The 19,600-nt window shown below is 58.3% G+C and carries 17 protein-coding genes; 6 read left to right on the forward strand and 11 right to left on the reverse strand.

Annotated elements, in window-relative coordinates:
- Nucleotides 1-20 precede the first annotated feature (20 nt).
- Nucleotides 21-716 carry an ABC transporter ATP-binding protein gene (locus MHN28_RS10595; protein WP_239338829.1) on the forward strand — a complete coding sequence of 232 codons (696 nt, stop codon included), beginning with the start codon at nt 21-23 and terminating at the stop codon, nt 714-716.
- On the forward strand, nt 713-3,241 hold the full coding sequence (locus MHN28_RS10600; RefSeq protein ID WP_239338831.1) for an ABC transporter permease: 2,529 nt from the start codon (nt 713-715) through the stop codon (nt 3,239-3,241). Before MHN28_RS10595 ends, MHN28_RS10600 begins: the two co-directional genes overlap by 4 nt.
- Here MHN28_RS10600 and MHN28_RS10605 read toward each other — a convergent pair.
- A complete protein-coding gene (locus MHN28_RS10605) occupies nt 3,238-3,690 on the reverse strand; it encodes an Rrf2 family transcriptional regulator (RefSeq protein WP_239338833.1) in 453 nt (150 codons plus the stop codon). The genes MHN28_RS10600 and MHN28_RS10605 overlap by 4 nt on opposite strands.
- A 95-nt stretch (nt 3,691-3,785) precedes the next feature.
- Here MHN28_RS10605 and MHN28_RS10610 point away from each other — a divergent pair, with 95 nt between their 5' ends.
- Nucleotides 3,786-4,355 carry a gamma-glutamylcyclotransferase family protein gene (locus MHN28_RS10610; protein WP_239338835.1) on the forward strand — a complete coding sequence of 190 codons (570 nt, stop codon included), beginning with the start codon at nt 3,786-3,788 and terminating at the stop codon, nt 4,353-4,355.
- Between the two features lie 51 nt (nt 4,356-4,406).
- On the opposite strand, the gene gltX is transcribed toward MHN28_RS10610, so the two are convergent.
- Nucleotides 4,407-5,732, reverse strand: a complete 1,326-nt coding sequence (gltX, locus tag MHN28_RS10615; RefSeq protein WP_239338837.1) for a glutamate--tRNA ligase — start codon at nt 5,730-5,732, stop codon at nt 4,407-4,409.
- A 59-nt stretch (nt 5,733-5,791) separates the two neighbouring features.
- The gene (locus MHN28_RS10620; protein WP_239338839.1) at nt 5,792-6,226 is read right to left on the reverse strand and encodes a DUF1801 domain-containing protein; all 435 of its coding nucleotides are present in this window, start codon (nt 6,224-6,226) and stop codon (nt 5,792-5,794) included.
- Between the two features lie 116 nt (nt 6,227-6,342).
- Between MHN28_RS10620 and MHN28_RS10625 the strand changes: the two genes are divergently transcribed.
- A complete protein-coding gene (locus tag MHN28_RS10625) occupies nt 6,343-7,275 on the forward strand; it encodes an MBL fold metallo-hydrolase (RefSeq protein WP_239338841.1) in 933 nt (310 codons plus the stop codon).
- A 4-nt stretch (nt 7,276-7,279) separates the two neighbouring features.
- Here MHN28_RS10625 and MHN28_RS10630 read toward each other — a convergent pair whose 3' ends face one another.
- The 3 genes from MHN28_RS10630 to MHN28_RS10640 form a co-directional block, all read right to left on the reverse strand.
- The gene (locus tag MHN28_RS10630) at nt 7,280-8,608 is read right to left on the reverse strand and encodes an FAD-binding oxidoreductase (protein ID WP_239338843.1); all 1,329 of its coding nucleotides are present in this window, start codon (nt 8,606-8,608) and stop codon (nt 7,280-7,282) included.
- 153 nt (nt 8,609-8,761) lie between these two features.
- On the reverse strand, nt 8,762-8,986 hold the full coding sequence (locus MHN28_RS10635; protein WP_239338845.1) for a hypothetical protein: 225 nt from the start codon (nt 8,984-8,986) through the stop codon (nt 8,762-8,764).
- Nucleotides 8,987-9,319: 333 nt separating this feature from the next.
- Entirely contained in the window at nt 9,320-10,978 is a 1,659-nt protein-coding gene (locus MHN28_RS10640) for an NAD+ synthase (RefSeq protein WP_239338847.1), read from the reverse strand.
- Nucleotides 10,979-11,125: 147 nt separating this feature from the next.
- Here MHN28_RS10640 and MHN28_RS10645 point away from each other — a divergent pair, with 147 nt between their 5' ends.
- Nucleotides 11,126-12,583 (forward strand): 2-isopropylmalate synthase, encoded by a 1,458-nt coding sequence (locus MHN28_RS10645; RefSeq protein WP_239338849.1) that lies wholly within the window; start codon nt 11,126-11,128, stop codon nt 12,581-12,583.
- A gap of 6 nt (nt 12,584-12,589) precedes the next feature.
- Here MHN28_RS10645 and MHN28_RS10650 read toward each other — a convergent pair whose 3' ends face one another.
- A complete protein-coding gene (locus MHN28_RS10650; RefSeq protein WP_239338851.1) occupies nt 12,590-13,255 on the reverse strand; it encodes an SDR family NAD(P)-dependent oxidoreductase in 666 nt (221 codons plus the stop codon).
- 291 nt (nt 13,256-13,546) lie between these two features.
- On the opposite strand from MHN28_RS10650, the gene MHN28_RS10655 reads away from it, so the two are divergent.
- The gene (locus MHN28_RS10655; protein ID WP_239338853.1) at nt 13,547-15,121 is read left to right on the forward strand and encodes a 2-isopropylmalate synthase; all 1,575 of its coding nucleotides are present in this window, start codon (nt 13,547-13,549) and stop codon (nt 15,119-15,121) included.
- Between the two features lie 65 nt (nt 15,122-15,186).
- Here MHN28_RS10655 and MHN28_RS10660 read toward each other — a convergent pair whose 3' ends face one another.
- From MHN28_RS10660 to MHN28_RS10675, 4 genes are all read right to left on the reverse strand, one after another.
- The gene (locus MHN28_RS10660; protein WP_239338855.1) at nt 15,187-16,926 is read right to left on the reverse strand and encodes an adenylate/guanylate cyclase domain-containing protein; all 1,740 of its coding nucleotides are present in this window, start codon (nt 16,924-16,926) and stop codon (nt 15,187-15,189) included.
- 194 nt (nt 16,927-17,120) lie between these two features.
- Nucleotides 17,121-17,618: a DUF2141 domain-containing protein gene (locus tag MHN28_RS10665; protein WP_239338857.1), complete on the reverse strand. Its 498-nt coding sequence runs from the start codon at nt 17,616-17,618 to the stop codon at nt 17,121-17,123.
- A gap of 19 nt (nt 17,619-17,637) precedes the next feature.
- Entirely contained in the window at nt 17,638-18,537 is a 900-nt protein-coding gene (locus tag MHN28_RS10670) for a sterol desaturase family protein (RefSeq protein WP_239338859.1), read from the reverse strand.
- 196 nt (nt 18,538-18,733) lie between these two features.
- Complete coding sequence (locus MHN28_RS10675) at nt 18,734-19,525, reverse strand: 23S rRNA (adenine(2030)-N(6))-methyltransferase RlmJ (RefSeq protein WP_239338861.1); 792 nt, start codon at nt 19,523-19,525, stop codon at nt 18,734-18,736.
- Between the last annotated feature and the right edge of the window lie 75 nt (nt 19,526-19,600).

Consider the following 19,600-nt stretch of genomic DNA (forward strand, 5'->3'; position numbering starts at 1 on the left):
GCCCCCTCTTGGAAAAACCTATGACGACACCTGTTCTTTCACTTCAAAATGCCGCTTTGTCGCTGGATGGCAATGCTGGTCGGGTGAATATCCTGCACGACATTACCCTGACCGTGGAAAAAGGCGAAACGCTGGGGCTGGTCGGGCCGTCCGGATCAGGAAAATCCTCGCTGCTGATGCTGATGGGTGGTCTGGAACAGGCGACCAGCGGCACGATCAACGCGCTCGGTCACGACCTGACCGACATGGATGAAGACACTCTGGCCCGATTCCGGCGCAATGCAATGGGGGTCGTGTTTCAGAACTTTCACTTGATACCAACCATGACTGCACTGGAAAACGTGGCCACACCGCTGGAGTTGGCTGGTCACAAGGATGCGTTTCAGCGCGCTGAGGCCGAACTGGATGCAGTGGGGCTCTCCCATCGGCGCGACCATTATCCTGCGCAATTGTCGGGTGGTGAACAACAGCGAGTTGCGCTGGCCCGCGCCGCAGCGCCGCGCCCGCAGATTTTGCTGGCGGACGAGCCCACAGGAAACCTCGACGAAGCGAACGGCGCGGCCATCGTGGACTTGCTGTTTGGCCTGCGCGACAGACATGGGGCCACGCTGGTTCTGGTGACGCACAGCCACAGCCTTGCTCGCAAATGCGACCGGGTGGTGCGGTTGCGAGATGGGCGTATCGCGGAAGAAACACATCAAGAGGCCGCGGAATGAGCCTCCGCCTCGCCGGACGGCTGGCACGCCGGGAACTGCGCGGAGGGTTGCGCGGGTTTCGCGTTTTTCTGGCCTGTCTCGCGCTTGGCGTAGCCGCGATTGCCGCCGTTGGATCCGTCCGTCATGCAATCCAGGCGGGGTTGACCAAAGAAGGCGCGGCCCTGTTGGGCGGGGACGCGCAATTGGAGTTCACCTACCGGTTCGCAACAGATGACGAACGTGCATGGATGGACCAGACCGGGACAGATGTGTCCGAGGTGGTCGATTTCCGGTCCATGGCTGTTTTCGAACAAGGCACCGAAGCGCAACGCGCGCTCACCCAGGTCAAGTCGGTGGATGACACTTACCCCTTGCTGGGATCAACCGTGCTGGACCCTGCGATGCCACTCTCGGACGCATTGGGCACGCATCAGGGCCTTCCCGGGGCGGTCATGGACCCGTCGCTGATTGATCGTCTGGGCCTTTCGATCGGAGATCGCTTTGCCCTTGGGACGCAGGATTTCGTTTTGACGGCTGCTCTGATCCATGAACCGGACGGGGCCGCAGACGGTTTTGGACTGGGTCCCCGCACACTGGTCAGAACTGAGGACTTGGAGGCCTCGGGCTTGTTGACTCCGGGTACACTGTTTTCCACCAAGTACCGGCTGAACCTGCCTCCGGACACCAATCTTGAACGCCTGTCGGTTGAGGCGGAACAGAACTTTGATGGTACCGGTATGCGCTGGACGGATGCACGAAACGGCGCGCCGGGGATCGCAGAGTTTGTTGGACGGCTCAGCGCCTTTTTGGTGCTGGTTGGACTGTCCGGTCTGGCGGTCGGCGGCATTGGCGTGTCAGCCGCCGTGCGCGCCTATCTGTCTCAAAAGACGGAAACCATTGCGACGCTGCGCACATTGGGGGCAGACAAGGCGACGATCTTTCAGACCTACATGATCCAGGTCGGTGTTTTGTCGGGGATCGGTATCCTACTTGGCGTGGCGTTGGGTGGAGCCCTGCCCCTGTTGCTCGCACCGCTGATTGAAGCCAGCCTACCGGTGCCTGCTGTTTTTACGCTGTATCCCGCACCTCTTGCCGAAGCCGCGCTTTACGGGCTGCTTACAGCCTTTCTGTTCACACTCTGGCCCCTCGCCCGCACCGAGGACGTGCGGGCAGCAACCCTGTTCCGCGACGCGCTTACTTCGGCCCGGGTGATCCCCCGAATGGTCTATATTGCAGCGACAGGAGCTGCCTTAGTGCTGCTGGTTGCATCTGCCGCCTGGTTCAGCGGCTCGTCGCGTTTGACCCTCTGGACCGCCGGAGGGCTGGCGGGCGCGCTGTTGTTGCTGTCTGTTGCTGCCTTCGCGGTGCGCAGGCTGGCGCGGATCAGCACTCCATCGGCGCGCGGACGCCCGGCCCTGCGGTGGGCTTTGTCAGCCATCTCCGACCCGCGTGAAGGCGCTGCATCTGTCGTGCTGTCTTTGGGGCTTGGGCTATCGGTCCTGTCCGCCGTTGGTCAGATTGACGGCACCTTGCGCAACGCGATTTCCGGGAATCTACCGGATGTCGCCCCTTCCTATTTCTTCGTCGACATCCAAAAGGACCAGATGCCGGCCTTCACCGAGCGACTGACTTCGGACCCAGCAGTCAGTCGGATCGAAAGCGCGCCGATGTTGCGCGGGATCATTACGCAGATCAACGGCAAACCCGCGCGCGAAGTGGCAGGCGATCACTGGGTTTTGGATGGCGACCGGGGAGTGACCTATTCGGTCCAGCCGCCCGCAAACGCGCGCATTACCGCCGGCAAATGGTGGGCCGAAGACTATGCAGGCACGCCACAAGTCAGTTTCGCGGCCGACGAAGCAGAAGAAATGGGTCTGAAGTTGGGCGACCAACTAACGGTGAACATTTTGGGGCGAGACATCACCGCAGAGCTTACATCCTTGCGCGAAGTGGATTTCTCGAACGCTGGCATGGGCTTTATCATGTCATTGAACCCGTCGGCATTGGCCGGTGCCCCGCACAGTTTCATCGCGACGGTCTATGCCGAGGAACAGGCCGAAGCCGCGATTCTTCGCGACCTGGCTGGGAAATTTCCCAACATAACCGCGATCCGGGTCCGTGATGCCATTGATCGTGTGTCCGGCCTGCTGGCAGGTATCGCCGCCGCCACATCCTATGGCGCGGGCATTTCCCTGCTGACCGGTTTCCTTGTCCTGATCGGCGCTGCCGCCGCAGGAGAGCCCGCCCGCCGGTACGAAGCCGCGATCCTCAAAACACTCGGCGCGGATCGGCGCAGAATTTTGCTCAGCTTTGCCCTGCGCGCCATATTGCTGGGTGCTGCCGCAGGTGGCGTGGCCCTGCTTACAGGCATTCTGGGGGGCTGGGCTGTCGCCACCTATATCTTCGACACCGGGTTTTCCGTCATCTGGACATCCGCGATTGGCATCGTATTGGCGGGCATCATCGTGACGCTCGGCGCAGGGCTGGTCTTTGCTTTGCGCCCCTTGGCCGTTCGCCCTGCAGGTATCCTGCGCGCCAGCGATTAAGCGACGCGCGCGCAGGCGACCGGTTGTAGGATTTGCAGCAGATGCTCGTTGTCGCACACAAGGGCGTCCAGAGTAATCTCGTCCAACGAGGCATAGAACACTTCGGCCGCGTCCTGCAGGGCCAATCGCAGGCGGCAGGCATCCGTCAACGGGCACGTGTTGTCTGCATCCGCAAAACACTCGGCCAAGGGCAGATCGCCTTCTACGTGACGAAACACCGACCCGATGCGAATCTGATCAGCCGGCCGGGCCAGCATCATGCCGCCATTGCGACCGCGCTGGGTGCTGAGATAGCCCAATTGGCTAAGCTGATTGATCACCTGGGCCAGATGGTTCTCCGAAATGTTGCACACTTCGGCAATTTCAGATTTTGTCACCAACCTGTCCTGATGCGCTGCACAATACATCAGCAAGCGTACCGCAATGTTCGTTCGTTTGGTAATCCGCATAGGGGCCTCCCTAAAATCAAGATGCGACCTTATTGCATGTCTGGCAAAAAAGCGGTTTGACATACATCAATCGTCAGGAAAGGACCGATCGGCGGATGGCAGACCCCTATTTCTTTGGCTACGGCAGCCTCGTGAACCTTGCGACCCACGACTTTCCCGATGCTCGGCCAGCCCGTTTGAAAGGGTGGCGGCGCGCCTGGCGGCATACCGACCTGCGCCCGGTTGCCTTTCTGACGGCCGTGCCGGACGCAGGGTCAGAGATTGAAGGCATGATTGCCCACGTCCCCAAAAACGACTGGGCCGCGCTGGACGAACGGGAATGGGCGTATGACCGGGTCCCTGCGACACAATCAGTCACACACCCGTTGAAGCACGAGGTCGAAATTGCCGTTTACGCAGTCCCCCACGACCGCCACAACGCGCCGACCAATCGCCACCCGCTTTTGCTGAGCTACATCGACGTGGTCGTACAGGGCTATCTCCGCGCATTTGGCGAGGACGGAGCGGACCGTTTCTTTGCCACAACGGATGGTTGGGAAGCCCCGATCCTGAACGACCGCGCCGAGCCCCGATACCCACGCCACCAGCAGTTGAAACCGGCCGAGGTCGAATACGTGGATAACCGCCTCAATCGTATCGCTGCGCGGATCGTGCAGACGGCATAGAAAAAGGCGGGATCGTATGACCCCGCCCTTCCGTTCAATATCATTGGACGCTTAACCGCGCGCGCGGATCACCTGCAGCAATGGCAACAGGGTGGCCATCTCAGGCCCGCGCTCCATGCCGGTAAGGGCCTTACGCAGCGGCATGAACAGGCCTTTGCCTTTACGGCCGGTGGCCTCTTTCACGGCGCTGGTCCATTTGCCCCAGGTTTCCCCATCGAACGGGCCCTCGGGCAGCAGGGTCATTGCCTCGGCGATAAAGTCACGATCCTCATCCGCAATCAGAGGCTCGGCCCCGTCACGGCACAGCTCCCACCAGCCTTTGAGATCGGCCAGAGTGGTGATGTTTTCACGCGCCATCGCCCAGAACGACTCGGCCAGTTCAGCTGGAACGCCAACCTCTGCTACAGCGTCCGCCACATCGGCCAGCGGTAGGGATTGCAGGTGCTTCGCAGTCAGAGGGAACAGATCCTGAACGTCAAACTTCGTAGGCGCCGCACCAAAGCGGTTCACATCGAAGCCTTCGATCAGTTCAGCCATGTCAGACCGCAACTCAACCGGATCGGACGACCCCAGACGTGCCATCAGGCTCAGCAGCGCCATTGGCTGCACGCCCTGCTCGCGCAGATCGCGCAAGGCCAGCGTGCCCAAACGTTTGGATAGGGCTTCGCCTTGCGGACCGGTCAGCAACGAGTGGTGGGCAAAACGCGGGCAAGTGCCGCCCAGCGCCTCGATGATCTGAATCTGGGTCGCGGTGTTGGTCACGTGGTCGGACCCGCGCACCACATCCGTCACGCCCATCTCGGTATCGTCGACCACCGACGCAATCGTATAGAGAACCTGCCCATCGCCGCGGATCAGTACGGGGTCAGAAACCGACGCCGCATCAATCGAGATATCGCCCAGAATGCCGTCATTCCACTCGATCCGCTCGTGATCCAGCTTGAAGCGCCAGACGCCGTTGCCACGCTCGGCCCGCAGCGCCTCTTTCTCAGCATCCGACAAGTTCAGCGCGGCACGGTCATAGACCGGCGGCTTGCCCATGTTCAGTTGCTTCTTGCGCTTGAGGTCCAGCTCGGTTGGTGTCTCGAACGCCTCATAGAAGCGACCCATCTCGCGCAGCTTGTCAGCGGCTTCGGCATAGCGGTCCAGACGGTCCGACTGACGCTCAACCCGGTCCCAGTGCAGCCCCAACCATTCCATGTCCTGCTTGATGGCATCGACATATTCTTCTTTCGACCGCTCAGGATCGGTGTCGTCGATACGCAGGATGAACGTACCGCCAGCCTTGCGGGCGATCAAATAGTTCATCAAGGCGGTGCGCAGGTTGCCCACATGGATGTAACCGGTGGGCGACGGGGCAAAACGGGTGGTTGTCATAGGTGTCTCCTGTTGGCGCGGCTCTTGTCACAAAGGTGCGTTTTTGTCCAGCAGGGGTTTCAGGTCGGCTCGACGGGCCAATGTTGGTTGAGGTCTTTCAACCCGGCTCGGATCAGTTCGGAAAGAACGTCGATATCAATATCCGCCAGCTTGTTCACATAGAGACAGGATTTGCCCAGCTTGTGCTTGCCCAATTGGGACAGGATATCCCCGAAATCCGCGTATCCGGGCATGATATAGATCGACAATGCCGTTTTGCGTGGGGAAAACCCGGTTGCCAGAAAGTCGCCCTCGCGCCCGGTTTTGTATCGATAGTGATAGCGGCCATACCCTACGATCGATGTCCCCCACATCACGGGCTCAAACCCCGTGGTTTTCCGGAACAGCGTGTCTAACACCTGCGCATCTTCCGCCTTGTTCGCGGGTTGAACGGCAGAAATAAAGCTTTCGACACTTTGGCCGGTAGGGACAGTCTTGTTCTCAGATCGCGACATAAACAAAAATTAACACGTAATGTTCATCTTCGCAGCCCATTTGAAGGGTGTATAAACTGGCAAGAGACCTTTGCCGATCTAACTCAATCACTGGTGTTCTGACAGGGAGAACCAAAATGACCATCAAATTGACACGCCGCGCAGCGCTTGGAACCGCAGCCGCTTTGCCCTTTGCTGCCGCCGCAGCGCCTGTGTTGGCAGCCGGAACTGAGACCAAGGCTAACTCGACCATCGCCAAGTCCTTCACGTTGGGCGATTTCACTGTAACAACGCTGCTGGATGGCAGCCTGCCCCGCGACGGAGCGCAGGAGATCTTCGGTGGCGGCGCTTCGGACGAAGACTTCGCGAAAGTCTCGGCGGACAACTTCATCTCGCCGGATGTCGCGCAGTTCTTCTTTACCCCGACTCTCGTCAACACGGGGTCCGAGCTGGTTCTGTTCGATACAGGGCTGGGACAAGGCGGTATCCAGGCAGCACTGGCGGATGCCGGCGTCACCCCGGATCAGATCAATGTCGTCGTCATCACACATATGCATCCCGACCATATTGGCGGCATGACCACCAACGACGCGCCGACCTTCCCGAATGCGCGCTATGTGACAGCGTCTCCGGAATACGATTTCTGGGCAGCGCAGGACGCGGGCAATCGTGTTGGCGATCTGGTCGCAGCCAAGGTGACACCGCTGGCCGAAAAAATGACCTTTGTGGAAAACGGTGGCGAAGTGGCGTCCGGGATTACCGCTGTGGCAGCTTATGGGCATACGCCGGGTCACACTGTTTATCATCTGGAAAGCAACGGTCAGCGCCTGGTTCTGACTGCAGACTTGGCCAATCACTATGTCTGGTCCTTTGCGCACCCCGAATGGGAGGTTCGCTTTGACATGGACAAGGCTGCAGCCACAGCGTCGCGCCGCAATGTGCTGGGCATGCTGGCGGCCGACAAGGTCCCGATGATCGGTTATCACATGCCATTCCCGGCAGCTGGCTTTGTGGAGGCGCGCGGCGACGGTTTCCGATTTGTACCGGTCAGCTATCAGATGATGGGCTGACCGATCAGTAACCAGCGTCCGGCCGTACTTTTGACCCATCCGTGAAACGGGACAGGCGAAAGGCGGCCGGATCTACGCATGGCGTGGTTCCACAGACCAGGTCGGCCATCAATCGGCCCGCACCGGGACCGATGCCAAAGCCGTGACCTGAAAAACCTGTGGCAATGAACATCCCCGGTATTTCATCGACGCTGGACATGACCGGAATAGCGTCCGGCGTGACATCGATCAAACCTGCCCAGCTTTGGACAATCTCGGCCTGATCCAGTGACGGAAACCCTTTGCGTGCACGCGCCCAGGCTTGCCTCAGCGCCTTGGCAGAGGGTTCCGGATCAAGAACGCGGCAATGCTCGAACGGCGTGACGTCGGTGGGCAGCCACGACCGGTCCTGTCCGGCCTCTGCCGCCCAGCGTTTTGAGAACCTGAATTGCAGGGATCGCCACTCCTGTCGGAATGCCGGAAGAAACTGCCAACCGAGCCGGAAACTGTCTGGCACGATGTCCACTGTGTTTTCATGTCCCGACGCAATCGTATAGCCGCCATCGGCCCTTTTTCGTATCGCGAAATCGTCGGACCACAGGGCGGTTTCTGGCCCATCCACCGGAGAGGTACGCAGAACCGTATTAAGTACCTTGAGCTGCGGCAGTTCGATACCGGCATTCCCGGCAAACAAACGAGACCATGCGCCTCCGGCCAGAACAACACGCTCACAGGCGACCCGGCCACGCTCAGTAAAAACACCCGCGATTTGACCAGCCTGAACGTCCACACTGCGCACCGCACAGTTAGTCATCAAAGATGCGCCTTTGTCACGAGCGGCCTCGGCGATTGCGGGGGCCGCCCATTGCGGCTCGGCCCTGCCGTCCTGAGGCATATACAGGGCACAGTCCAATCCGGTCCTGTTCCCGGGTATCAGAGCCTCTAACTCACCCCCTGAAACCATCTTCGCACCGGTTTGCAATCCGTCTACGTGACGCGCCCAGCGCGCAAGGTTTTCCTGATCTCGTGCGCCCGAGGCTCCGAACACGATACCAGAGCGTTTAAAACCGGTTTCGCGGCCGATGCGGTGATCCAAGTTTTCCCAAATGTTCTGGGCCTCAAGAACCAGTGGAATTTCACGCAGGTCACGCATACCCAAACGGACCCATCCCCAGTTTCTGGAACTCTGCTCGCCCGCAATCTGGCCTTTTTCGCACAACAGAACGGACGCGCCCCGCTCTGACAATTCCAGTGCGGTGGCGGTCCCAATGATTCCCCCGCCAATAACAACAACGTCCACGGCTTTGGGCAGGTTAAGATCAGGTTCAATGGGGGTTGGCTTTGGGCCGGGCATTTACCGCTCTTACTTCATTGCTCGGACCGCAATGAATGCCCGGTATCCGCCCATAGGCAACACGTCGGATGACGTGTGTTTCACAATTTTCAGAAGCTGTGACTATAGTGCCAGAATGATCCCAGACACTGATTGGTCAACTGAGCCCGACCGTTATGCGGCGCCGCACAGTTCAGCCCATTTTTGGCGCAACGTGGCTGCAAGTCCGGCGTCGTTGCCCGAGGATGCTTCGTTCAGGCTTTCCTGTGAAGGCAGTTCCGGAAGGATCGAAGAGATTGCCGGTTCGCGCTGCGGCCGTGGCGGCGCCTCGGCCTCCATCAGATCGGCAATCGCAGAATCAAGCTTTACTTCGTCCAGTTCGTGTCCCTCGGACTCCATCGTTTTCCACTGCAATGGCGAGTGGAGAGACCTATCGTATTGCTCACGCATTTTCACACCAAATCGTTAACACAGACACCCAGTTACTGATGCGACACACGCGACCCGGATCAGAGGTACCGGGCCATTTCAAATGCGCCGCATCTGCCCCACTTGAGGCGACAATTAAGCTAAAATGTGGCAGAAAATTGTCTTACCTTCAAGCGCGTTGAGCAGCAGGCGGTAAATTCACAAAAGCATTGTGCGCGCATCGAAAACAATGCGCGCGCATGGGGTCATTCTGCTAATTTTAGAAACTCAGGAGAAGACAGCGCTGTCGCGCCCGGATTCGGTTCAGGATCGATCACGCCAACGGTTTACGATCGGGTATCTGCGGTCCAGCCAGAACGCCCGCTTGGTCAGACGTGTTCCGGGCGCGGACTGAAAGCGTTTGTACTCGCTGATATAAATCAGGTGCTCAACGCGGCGGGCAACATCGGCGTCGAACCCGGCCGCTTCGCAATCAGCGATCGAGCCGTCGCGGTCGACCAGAATTTCCAGAATGGCGTCCAGCTCGGGGTAATCCGGCAGGCTGTCGCTGTCCTTCTGATCTTCTCGCAGCTCGGCACTGGGCGGCTTGTCGATGACCGAAGGGCGGATCACCTCGCCTGCCGGGCCCATCATCCAGTCGCGTTGATTGGCATTGCGCCAGCGGCAGGTTTCAAACACGCGCGTTTTGTACAGATCCTTGATCGGGTTATAACCGCCATTCATGTCGCCATAAATCGTGGCATATCCAACTGCAACCTCAGATTTGTTGCCCGTGGTCAGCAGCATCTCGCCAAATTTGTTCGAGATCGCCATCAACAACAATCCACGCAGGCGGGACTGGATGTTTTCCTCGGTCAAGTCCGCATCGCGCCCGGCGAACAAGCTGGCCAGAGTGTCGGTAACCGCCGCCCGACTGTCCGAGATCGGCACGTAGTCGTAATGCACGCCCAGCGCCTTCGCGACAGCTTCGGCGTCATCCAACGAGGCCTGGCTAGTATACTCCGATGGCAGCATCACACAGCGGACGTTTTCAGCACCGATGGCATCCACGGCAATTGTCGCAACCAAAGCCGAGTCTACGCCACCTGACAGCCCCAACAGTGCCTTTTTGAACCCGGTTTTAGCCATATAGTCGCGCAGCGATTGGACCATGGCGCGATAGTCCTGTTCCCATTCATCAGGTTGCGGCACGATCTCGGTCGGCACAATGCGCCAGCCATCATCACCGCGTTCCAGATCAATGTGTGTCACCGCCTCGTCGAAAACCGGCATCCGAAACGCCATTTCACCGCCGGGGTTGAGGCCAAACGTTGCCCCGTCAAAAACCTGATCGTCCTGCCCACCAACCATGTTCAGGTAGATCAGCGGCAATCCGGTTTCGACCACACGGGCAACCATATGGTTCAGACGCACATCGTATTTATTGCGAAAGTATGGCGAGCCATTCGGGATCAACAGGAATTCAGCCCCGGTCTCCTCCAAAGTCTCCGCTACATCCGGGTGCCAACTGTCTTCGCAGATCGGGCTGCCGATCCGAGAATTGCCGACCGAGTAGGGCCCGCCCAATGGCCCGGCATCATACAGGCGCACTTCGTCGAACACTGTTTCATTTGGCAGGTGGTGCTTCAGAACCTTGCTGCTGATGCGGCCACCTTTGAGGATGAGGTAAGCATTGAAAAGATTGCCTTTTTCCGCCCAGGGACCTCCAATGGCGATCGCCGGGCCATCTGCACATTGCGCCGCCAGGTTCTGAACCGCTGCCATCGCCGCCTGGTGAAACACCGGCTTCATCACCAAATCCTGCGTATTGTAGCCGGTGATGAACATTTCCGGGAAAGCCACCAGATCAGCGCCGGCTTCATTCCCTTGTTTCCAGGTCGCCAACGCCTTGGCCGCATTTCCTTCGATATCCCCAACAGTGGGGTTGAGTTGCGCCAGAGTGATGCGGAAACGGTTGGTCATGCTGCCCTCTTGCCCTCGTCAGTCCTATTGCCATTTAGCAGATCGCACCGCGAGTAAAAGGCAAATGCGGCAAAACACGTTGCTCTGTCCGCACGGGTATCCTAGTTTTGCGCGAACAGGTGACAACCGGGCAACGCAGGAACAACCATGAACGCTATCCGCATTTCTTTTGCCGCCACGGCGATGGCTTTTCTGGCCGCATCCGCCTTTGCGCAGGACGGGCAGGTGATCATTGCGGATGACGATGTCGGTGGCGTGTACGAAGGTACATTCCTGAACGGCCTGCGCCACGGAGAAGGCACCTATCGCCTGCCAAACGGGTTCGAATATGTCGGCGAGTGGGTCGAAGGCGAAATTCAGGGAAAAGGCATTGCGCGCTACGTCAATGGCTCGGTCTATGAGGGGATGTTCGCGCAGGGACAACCCGAAGGTCAGGGCAAGATCATCTACCCGGATGGCGGCAGCTACGAAGGTGAATGGTCCAACGGCTCAATCAACGGAACCGGCGTCGCGACGTACACGAATGGCGTCCGCTACGAAGGCGGCTTCAAGGACGCGCGCTATCACGGTAAAGGCGTTCTGACCGATCCCAGCGGGTACAGCTACGATGGGGATTGGGCCGATGGCGTCAAGCATGGCAAGGGTAAGATCACTTCTGCGCAGGGCAGCGTTTACGAAGGCGACATCAAGGACGGAATGCGCGACGGACAGGGCACTCTGACAGTTCCCGATGGGATGACTTATACCGGAGACTGGTCCCAGGACGGCATGACCGGAAAAGGTCGTCTGCTGCAGGCCAATGGTGACCTCTACGAGGGCGATTTGGTTGATGGCCGCCGGCAGGGAAATGGCAAGGCCACTTATGCAAATGGAGCGACATACGAAGGCGAGTATTCGGATGACCGCCGCCACGGCAAAGGGCGTTTTCTGGGGACCGACGGATTTGACTATACCGGTGAATGGGTAGACGGGCAGATCGAAGGGCTGGGTGAAGTCACCTACCCCGACGGCGCAACCTATACCGGCGATTTCAGCGCGGACCTGCCTCATGGCAAGGGCGTCCAGACCTATCCGGACGGGACGGTCTATGACGGGGAATGGACCGCCGGCATCTTTGAAGGCAACGGCAAGGCCACCTACCCCAACGGTGTTGTTTACCAAGGACAGTTCAAAAACGGGCTGAGCCACGGCACCGGCGTTCTGACGTTCGCGAATGGCTATCGGTACGAAGGCGAATGGGTTGAAGGCGCGCGCCAAGGCAAAGGCAAAGCCAACTTCCCTGATGGAACAGTCTACGAAGGCGACTTCAAAGACGGCCAGCGCGACGGTCAGGGAACCATAAGAACGCCGCGCGGATTCAGTTATACCGGCGCTTGGGCCGAAGGGAAAATCAGCGGTGAAGGCACTGCGACCTATGCCACGGGTGATGTTTATGAGGGCACCTTCCTGGACAACAAGCGGCACGGAAACGGCACGATGCGGTACGCGAACGGTCAGGAAGAAACCGGCGTCTGGGAAAATGGTGTCCTTCCGAGGGAAAACGTGAGCGCACCTGAGGAAACCAACACCGAAAGTGAGCCGGAAACCCCGCCCTCTGACGGCTGATCGGCTTCACCACGGCACCGGTTTACCCGCCCAGTCGAAAAACCCGCCTGTATCGGCCGGACTCAGGGCCTTGACTACGGATAACAGGTTTATTGCTGCTTCATCCGGTTCAACAGCTGGGTGCCGTCCCACGTATTTCTCAGTGAAAGCTGTCTGTACCGTGCCCGGATGTAGGGCCACGCAAATCGATTGCTTGTGTGTTCGGGCCAGCTCGATCGCAGATGTCCGGACAATCTGGTTCACGGCCGCCTTGGACGCCCGGTAGCTCACCCAACCACCGAGGCGATTGTCACCAATCGACCCGACTCGCGCCGACAGAACAGCAACAACCGAACGCCGGTCACGTGGCAACAGGCGCGCGGCATGGCCCAGAACCAACGCAGGCCCAACGGCGTTCAACACGAACTGATCCATCATCGCCTGCGCAGATACTGATTTGATGGTCTTTTCCGGCACCGCGCCATTGACCTCCAAAGCACCGGACGCAATCAGGATCAGGTCAAATGGACCAGCCGTGTCCGTTAGCGTCTGGTTAACGACTTCGGGGTTGGTCAAGTCAAAGCCGTCCTGTGATCTCGACAAGCGGGTAACCGCAACCGACTGCCGTTCAAGGTTTTTGCAGAGTGCGCCCCCTATTCCGCCCGACGCTCCGATGATGAGTGCTGTTTTCATGTAGGATGAACTAGACGCCGGGATGTTGCGATCAACGCCCGCGCAAAAGAAAATGAAACTGTGCCAAACGTAAGGTGCAAATTGGTTCTTTTCATTCCCGTCGCGCGATGTATAACCTCAATCCCATGATCAACCGCGCAGATATCCTTGTTGCCGACACCGCCCTTCGCGGTGCGTCTCTGCGTGGCCTACTGATCCTAATCCGCCTCTGAGCGTGCCATCCGGCGCGCCCGCTCAGAGGAGGACGCCCGCGCGCCACAGGCTTTAGGACAGAAGAAGAAAGAGATTCCCATGACCAACGTGACCGACCAAGACCGCGTCTTGATCTTTGACACAACCCTGCGTGACGGTGAGCAAAGCCCCGGCGCCACCATGACCCATGACGAAAAGCTCGAAATTGCCGAACTGCTGGACGAAATGGGCGTCGACATCATCGAAGCCGGGTTCCCGATCGCGTCCGAAGGCGATTTCAAGGCCGTTTCCGAGATCGCGCAACGTTCGAAAAACAGCCGCATCTGCGGTCTGGCCCGCGCCAATTTCGCGGATATCGATCGCTGCTGGGAGGCTGTGAAACACGCCGGCAAAAGCCGTATCCACACCTTCATCGGCACCTCGCCACTGCACCGCGCCATTCCGAACCTGACACAGGACGAGATGGCCGAGAAAATCCACGAAACGGTCAGCCACGCCCGCAACCTGTGCGAAAACGTGCAGTGGTCGCCGATGGATGCCACCCGGACCGAGTGGGACTATCTGTGCCGTGTGATCGAGATTGCGATCAAGGCCGGTGCAACCACGATCAACATCCCTGACACCGTGGGCTACACGGCGCCGATGGAATCCGCTGATCTGATCAAGCGCCTGATCGAAACGGTCCCCGGCGCGGATGAGGTGGTTTTTGCCACGCACTGCCACAACGATCTTGGCATGGCGACGGCGAACTCGCTGGCTGCGGTCGCGGGTGGTGCGCGGCAAATCGAATGTACCATCAACGGTTTGGGCGAACGCGCAGGCAACACCGCACTGGAAGAGGTTGTGATGGCGCTGCGCACGCGCAACGACATCATGCCGTGGAAAACAGGTATCGACACCACCAAGATCATGCATATCTCGCGCCGGGTCGCGACGGTGTCAGGCTTCAACGTGCAGTTCAACAAGGCCATTGTCGGCAAGAATGCGTTCGCGCATGAAAGCGGCATCCATCAGGACGGGATGCTGAAGAACCGCGAAAACTTTGAGATCATGCGCCCCGAAGATATCGGCCTGTCCGGCACGTCCTTGCCTTTGGGCAAACACTCGGGCCGTGCGGCGCTGCGCGACAAACTGAACACGCTGGGCTATGAGGTTGGTGACAACCAGCTCAAAGATATCTTCGTTCGGTTCAAGGAACTGGCAGACCGCAAGAAAGAAGTGTTCGACGACGACATCATCGCCCTGATGACGCTGGATGATGACGACGGCGACGATCACCTGCAATTGGTCTCGATGAAAGTCACCTGCGGCACAGTCGGAAAAGCCGAGGCCACCCTCGAAATGGAAGTGGACGGCAAAGAGGTTATTGCCACAGAAACCGGCGATGGCCCTGTCGATGCTGCGTTCCGCGCCATTCGCGTGGTGCATCCGAATACGGCTCATCTGCAGCTGTATCAGGTGCATGCGGTAACTGCCGGAACGGACGCACAGGCCACGGTGTCGGTGCGACTGGAAGAAGACGGCATGATCGCAACCGGACAGTCGGCCAATACGGATACGGTCGTGGCCTCAGCCAAGGCGTATATCCATGCACTGAACCGCCTGATCGTGCGCCGCCAAAAGGCCGGCCCGGGTGCCGACGCGCGCGAGATCAGCTACAAAGACCTGACCTAAACACACAGTGTTCAAAACAGACGGCCCGAGTTTTCGGGCCGTTTTTTTAGTCACGAAGTTGGCTCTCAGGAAAGGCCTGCCTTCTCAAGTCCCTGAACCAAGTGCTGTACGGCATCTTCTGTGTCATAGTGCAGCGTGGCAATCAAATCCGCGATTTTGAAGCCAGGGTTTTCGGCATATACAGCCCGAGCATACCTTTTTGCCTTATCCGAATTTCCCAGCCATCCGTGGCACGCGGCGACATAGGCATTCTGAGCCGTGTCCAACACAGGCAGACGGGCAAAGTCATCCAGCGCCTGCTCATACTCTTTGGCGGTGAAGCGGGCGCGACCGAGATGGCTCCAGAATCGCGCTGGATGATGGGGGTTTAGGCGCATCGCCTTCTGAATCCACTCGGCCCCTTCCTCGGGTCGGCCCACCCATGTCAGAAGCTCGCCCATCTGGACCACAACCAGATCATAATTTGGGTTCAAAGACAGGGCGCGTTCCTGATGATACCGCGCGCGCGCCAATTTGTTGCGCAGGATTGCAACAGCAGCCATCAACCGATGCACGTCCGCGTCATTGTCATCCAGAGACGCGGCTTTGTGGATCGCCGCCTCACACTCCGCAAGCATTTCTTCCAGATCATCGCACCAGCCATAACCCCAGGCCTGCCCGCGGATACACCCGCTCCAGGCATGCGCGTGCGCGTATTCGGGGTCCAACTCGATCGCACGATCTATCAGCTTTGTGGCCTCGGCATTATCCTCGCGCGTGCTGCGATGATGCAGGACCTTTGCAGCCAGAACGCACTCATAAGCAGCAAGATTAGACGGCTGCTTTCGCGTCAGCCCCTCTTGCTGCGACGCCTCAATACGGCCCGGCAAGGTGGCTACAACGGCCGATGTGACTTCATCCTGAATCGAGAATATGTCGTCCATGTCACGGTCATATTTTTCAGCCCAGATATGCCCGTCGCTCTGGCTGTCTATCAATTGCACGGTCACCCGCAGCCGGTTGCCAGCTTTGCGAACACTGCCTTCTACGATATACCGCGCGCCCAAGGCTTCGCCTACCTCGCGCAGGTTCACGGCCTGCCCCTTGTAGACAAAACTCGAATTGCGCGAGATCACAAACAGCTCGTGCCGGCGGCTGAGTTCGGTCAGAAGATCTTCGGTCAGGCCATCGACAAAGAACTCCTGCTCCGGATCGCCGCTCATGTTTTCGAACGGCAGGACCGCAATCGAAGGTTTGACGACTTTGGTCGAACCGTCGGCCGCCAAACTCTCGTCTGCAGCCTCAGCCGGCGCGTCCAATTCGACGCGAAAGGCGCGCACAGGCTGCGTCAGGTTCTTGAGCGAAAGATCCCCCAAATCCTGATAACCCAAGTCCAGCCGGTTGGTGACCTGATCATGAACGGTGCCGGAAATCAGCACCTCTCCGGCATTGGCGGATTGCTCAAGGCGGGCGGCCACGTTAACCCCGCTGCCAAAGATATCGTCGTCTTCAAAGATGATTTCATCAAGGTTGATGCCAATCCGAAACTGGATGCGCTGATCCTTTGGCACGTCGGCGTTTCGGCGAAACATCCGGTTTTGGACCTCGACCGCGCATAAAACAGCATCGCTGGCGCTGGGAAATTCGACCAGCATTCCGTCGCCAGTTGTCTTGATGATCTTGCCGCCGTTTTTATCAATCGACGGATCAATGAGTTCGATGCGGTGGGTGCGCAAACGGGCAAGCGTGCCCTGTTCATCGGTTTCCATCAACCGGCTGTAACCAACCATATCGGCTGCCAGAACTGCGGCAAGTCGGCGATCCATCGCACCCCTCCCTGCGGCAATTCTAGTGCCGGGCGGCACGCCCTAACAAGGAAATTCGCGGATATGTGCGGTTCAGCCCGCCTGGCGAAGGATGTCCATAGCGCCAGTTTTCTGCCTGAAAACCGAATTATTCAGACAAACAGGGCGCGGCCTGCGTCAGGCCGCCCCCATCGTGTGATCGAAGTGTTAAGGCTTTACGGCCAATAAAACAACGTCATGTCCGTCGGCTTGTCCGTCCCAATCAGCGAGTATTCAAACACTGGCGTCTCGTTGAGATCGTTCATCCCCGACACAGCGTACCCCTCGGTCGGCATGTAATTCGCGTCATAGTTCAGGTCGTAGTCCCCGTTCTCATCGTGAAACGCGATAATTGCAAAATACCCGCTTTCGAGATCAGGAAAGTCGAACCGGAGTGGTTTCTCGGAAGCCGGAGCCTCCAGATAACCTGCGGCCTTAGTGTAATCCATATTGTCGAACGCGGTCTGCTGGTCGAAGGCCATGACGATCACGTTGCCCCTGGTGCTGCGTGCCCCGTGCAGATTGACGGTCAGACCCTCGTTTTCCGAGGTCCCGGTGGTCGAGGCTGCGGCTTCGTCAATGTTGGCACTAAAGCCCGAAGCGACCCAGGCCCCTCCGACGAACAGCCCTGCTGTCACGATGGCCGCCACGATGCGTTGAGTGTTGCTTGGCATCTTTTTGCGCTCCTTCGGGTTACTCTGCTGGTTTACGCTGCTTACGGCTGTTCTTTGGCTGCCAGCCCGGCGGTCCAAAGAAGACACCCAGCTTGTTGCCGAACCCCGGCATGTTCCAGACGTCCTTGAACAGGCGGGCAAAGCCGTGAAGGAAGGCGACAAAGGGGTTGATCGAGTCGATCGGCTTGACCAGCCCGTAGACCACCTCTTCTTTTTCCTCTTCGAACGTGCCGAACATACGGTCCCAGATGATCAGAATTCCGGCGTAGTTCTTGTCCAAATACTTCGGGTTAGAGCCATGGTGGACACGGTGATGCGACGGCGTGTTGAAGATGTATTCGATCGGTCGCCACAGTTTCTTGATCACCTCTGTATGCAGGGCCGTTTGATACAGCTGTACCAGCAGTTCCGCGATCAAAACCATGAACGGGTTAAAGCCCAGCAGAACCAGCGGCAGGTGGAAGAACAGCGGCCAGAATCCGTCCAGCGGGCCATGGCGATAGGCCACCGAGATATTGAAGAAGGGCGAGCTGTGGTGGACCGAGTGGGTTGCCCACAGGAAGTTGATCCGGTGCAGAATTCGGTGTTCCCAGTAATAGGCCAAATCCGCAAGGATCAGAACGATGATGAACGACGCCCAGGTGGTCGGGATGTCGAACACAGCAAATTGCGAGGCCCAGACATAGGCACCGATGTAGAAACCGGCCAGCAAAACAAAGCTGATGCCGATGAAGAATACGAGCGTGATGAAGTTGGTGACCGTATCACCTACCATCTGCCAATTCAGTTTTTTGACGACGGCATAGCGGATCAGTTCGAAAGCCAAAAAGGCCATAGCGAAGACGAAAAACCAGTCGTCGATCAAGGTTTCCCAGTAACTCAGATGAAAGTCACTGATATGGCGGCTTAGGAAGTCCATCGAAGCGTTCCGATTCCTGTTTGTTGTCATATGTGACAGTTTACTTACGGAACCGCAGTCAGAATTCAAGGTCCTGTCAATAAAAAACAGGGATTCTTTTGCATGGTCATTACTGTCACAGTAGATTTCATGCCGGACGGCTTTACCGTTCGGCAAAGAAAATCCTTGTGATACAGGAAACAGTACCCGTGCGAGGCTAGGCGGACAACCTGCCAAACAGGTTGTCCAGCGTTCTGGCGGAATCGCTCAGACCATAAGGTGCGTTCACAACGAACATGCCGGATCCCACCATCCCGTGCCCCTTACGCGCGGCCGGGAACTGCACTTCGTGATGCAGAACCTTGGGGAATTCTCGCTTTGCCAATGCGTCGCGCATCGCCTGATGCCGCCCATTGGCCAAGATCGGGTACCAAAGCGCAACTACACCCACATTCCACTTCCGGTTCAAAGAGGCGATGATGCCGGGCAGCCGGTCATAATCGGACTTGATCTCATAGCTTGGATCAATCAGCAAAACGCCCCGGCGCGGTGTCGGCGGTAGCAGGGATTGCGCCAGTTCAAAGCCATCCTGACGATAGGTCCGGGCATCGGTCGTGACCAATGCGTCGGAGAGCGCACGATATTCCTGTGGATGCAACTCGGCCAGGTGCATCTTGTCCTGCGAGCGCAACAGGTTAGCCGCAATCAACGGTGACCCAGGATAGGCGGTCTGGCCGTATCGCGCCTGAACGGCGGCAATGGCGCGGCTCAGGGGATGGTCCGCAGAAAACCAGTCTTCGGTCAACGCACGCTCTATCCCCGCCGCCGCCTCACCGGTCTGAACGGCCTGATCCGAGTCCAGATGGTACAGCCCGCGCCCCGAATGGGTTTCGATATAGCTCAGCGGTTTGTCCTTTTGGGTCAGATAGGCCAGCGTTTCTGCCAAAATTGCGTGCTTGTGGACGTCCGCAAGGTTACCAGCGTGGTAAATATGTTGATATGACAGCATGATGCCTTCTAAAGTCCCTAGCAATTAAGGCGGAAAGGTGCTGATTGCCGTGGAATCAGCCCTTTTACCGGGCGT

Source organism: Ruegeria sp. Ofav3-42, from assembly GCF_022347725.1.
GTDB lineage: Bacteria > Pseudomonadota > Alphaproteobacteria > Rhodobacterales > Rhodobacteraceae > Ruegeria.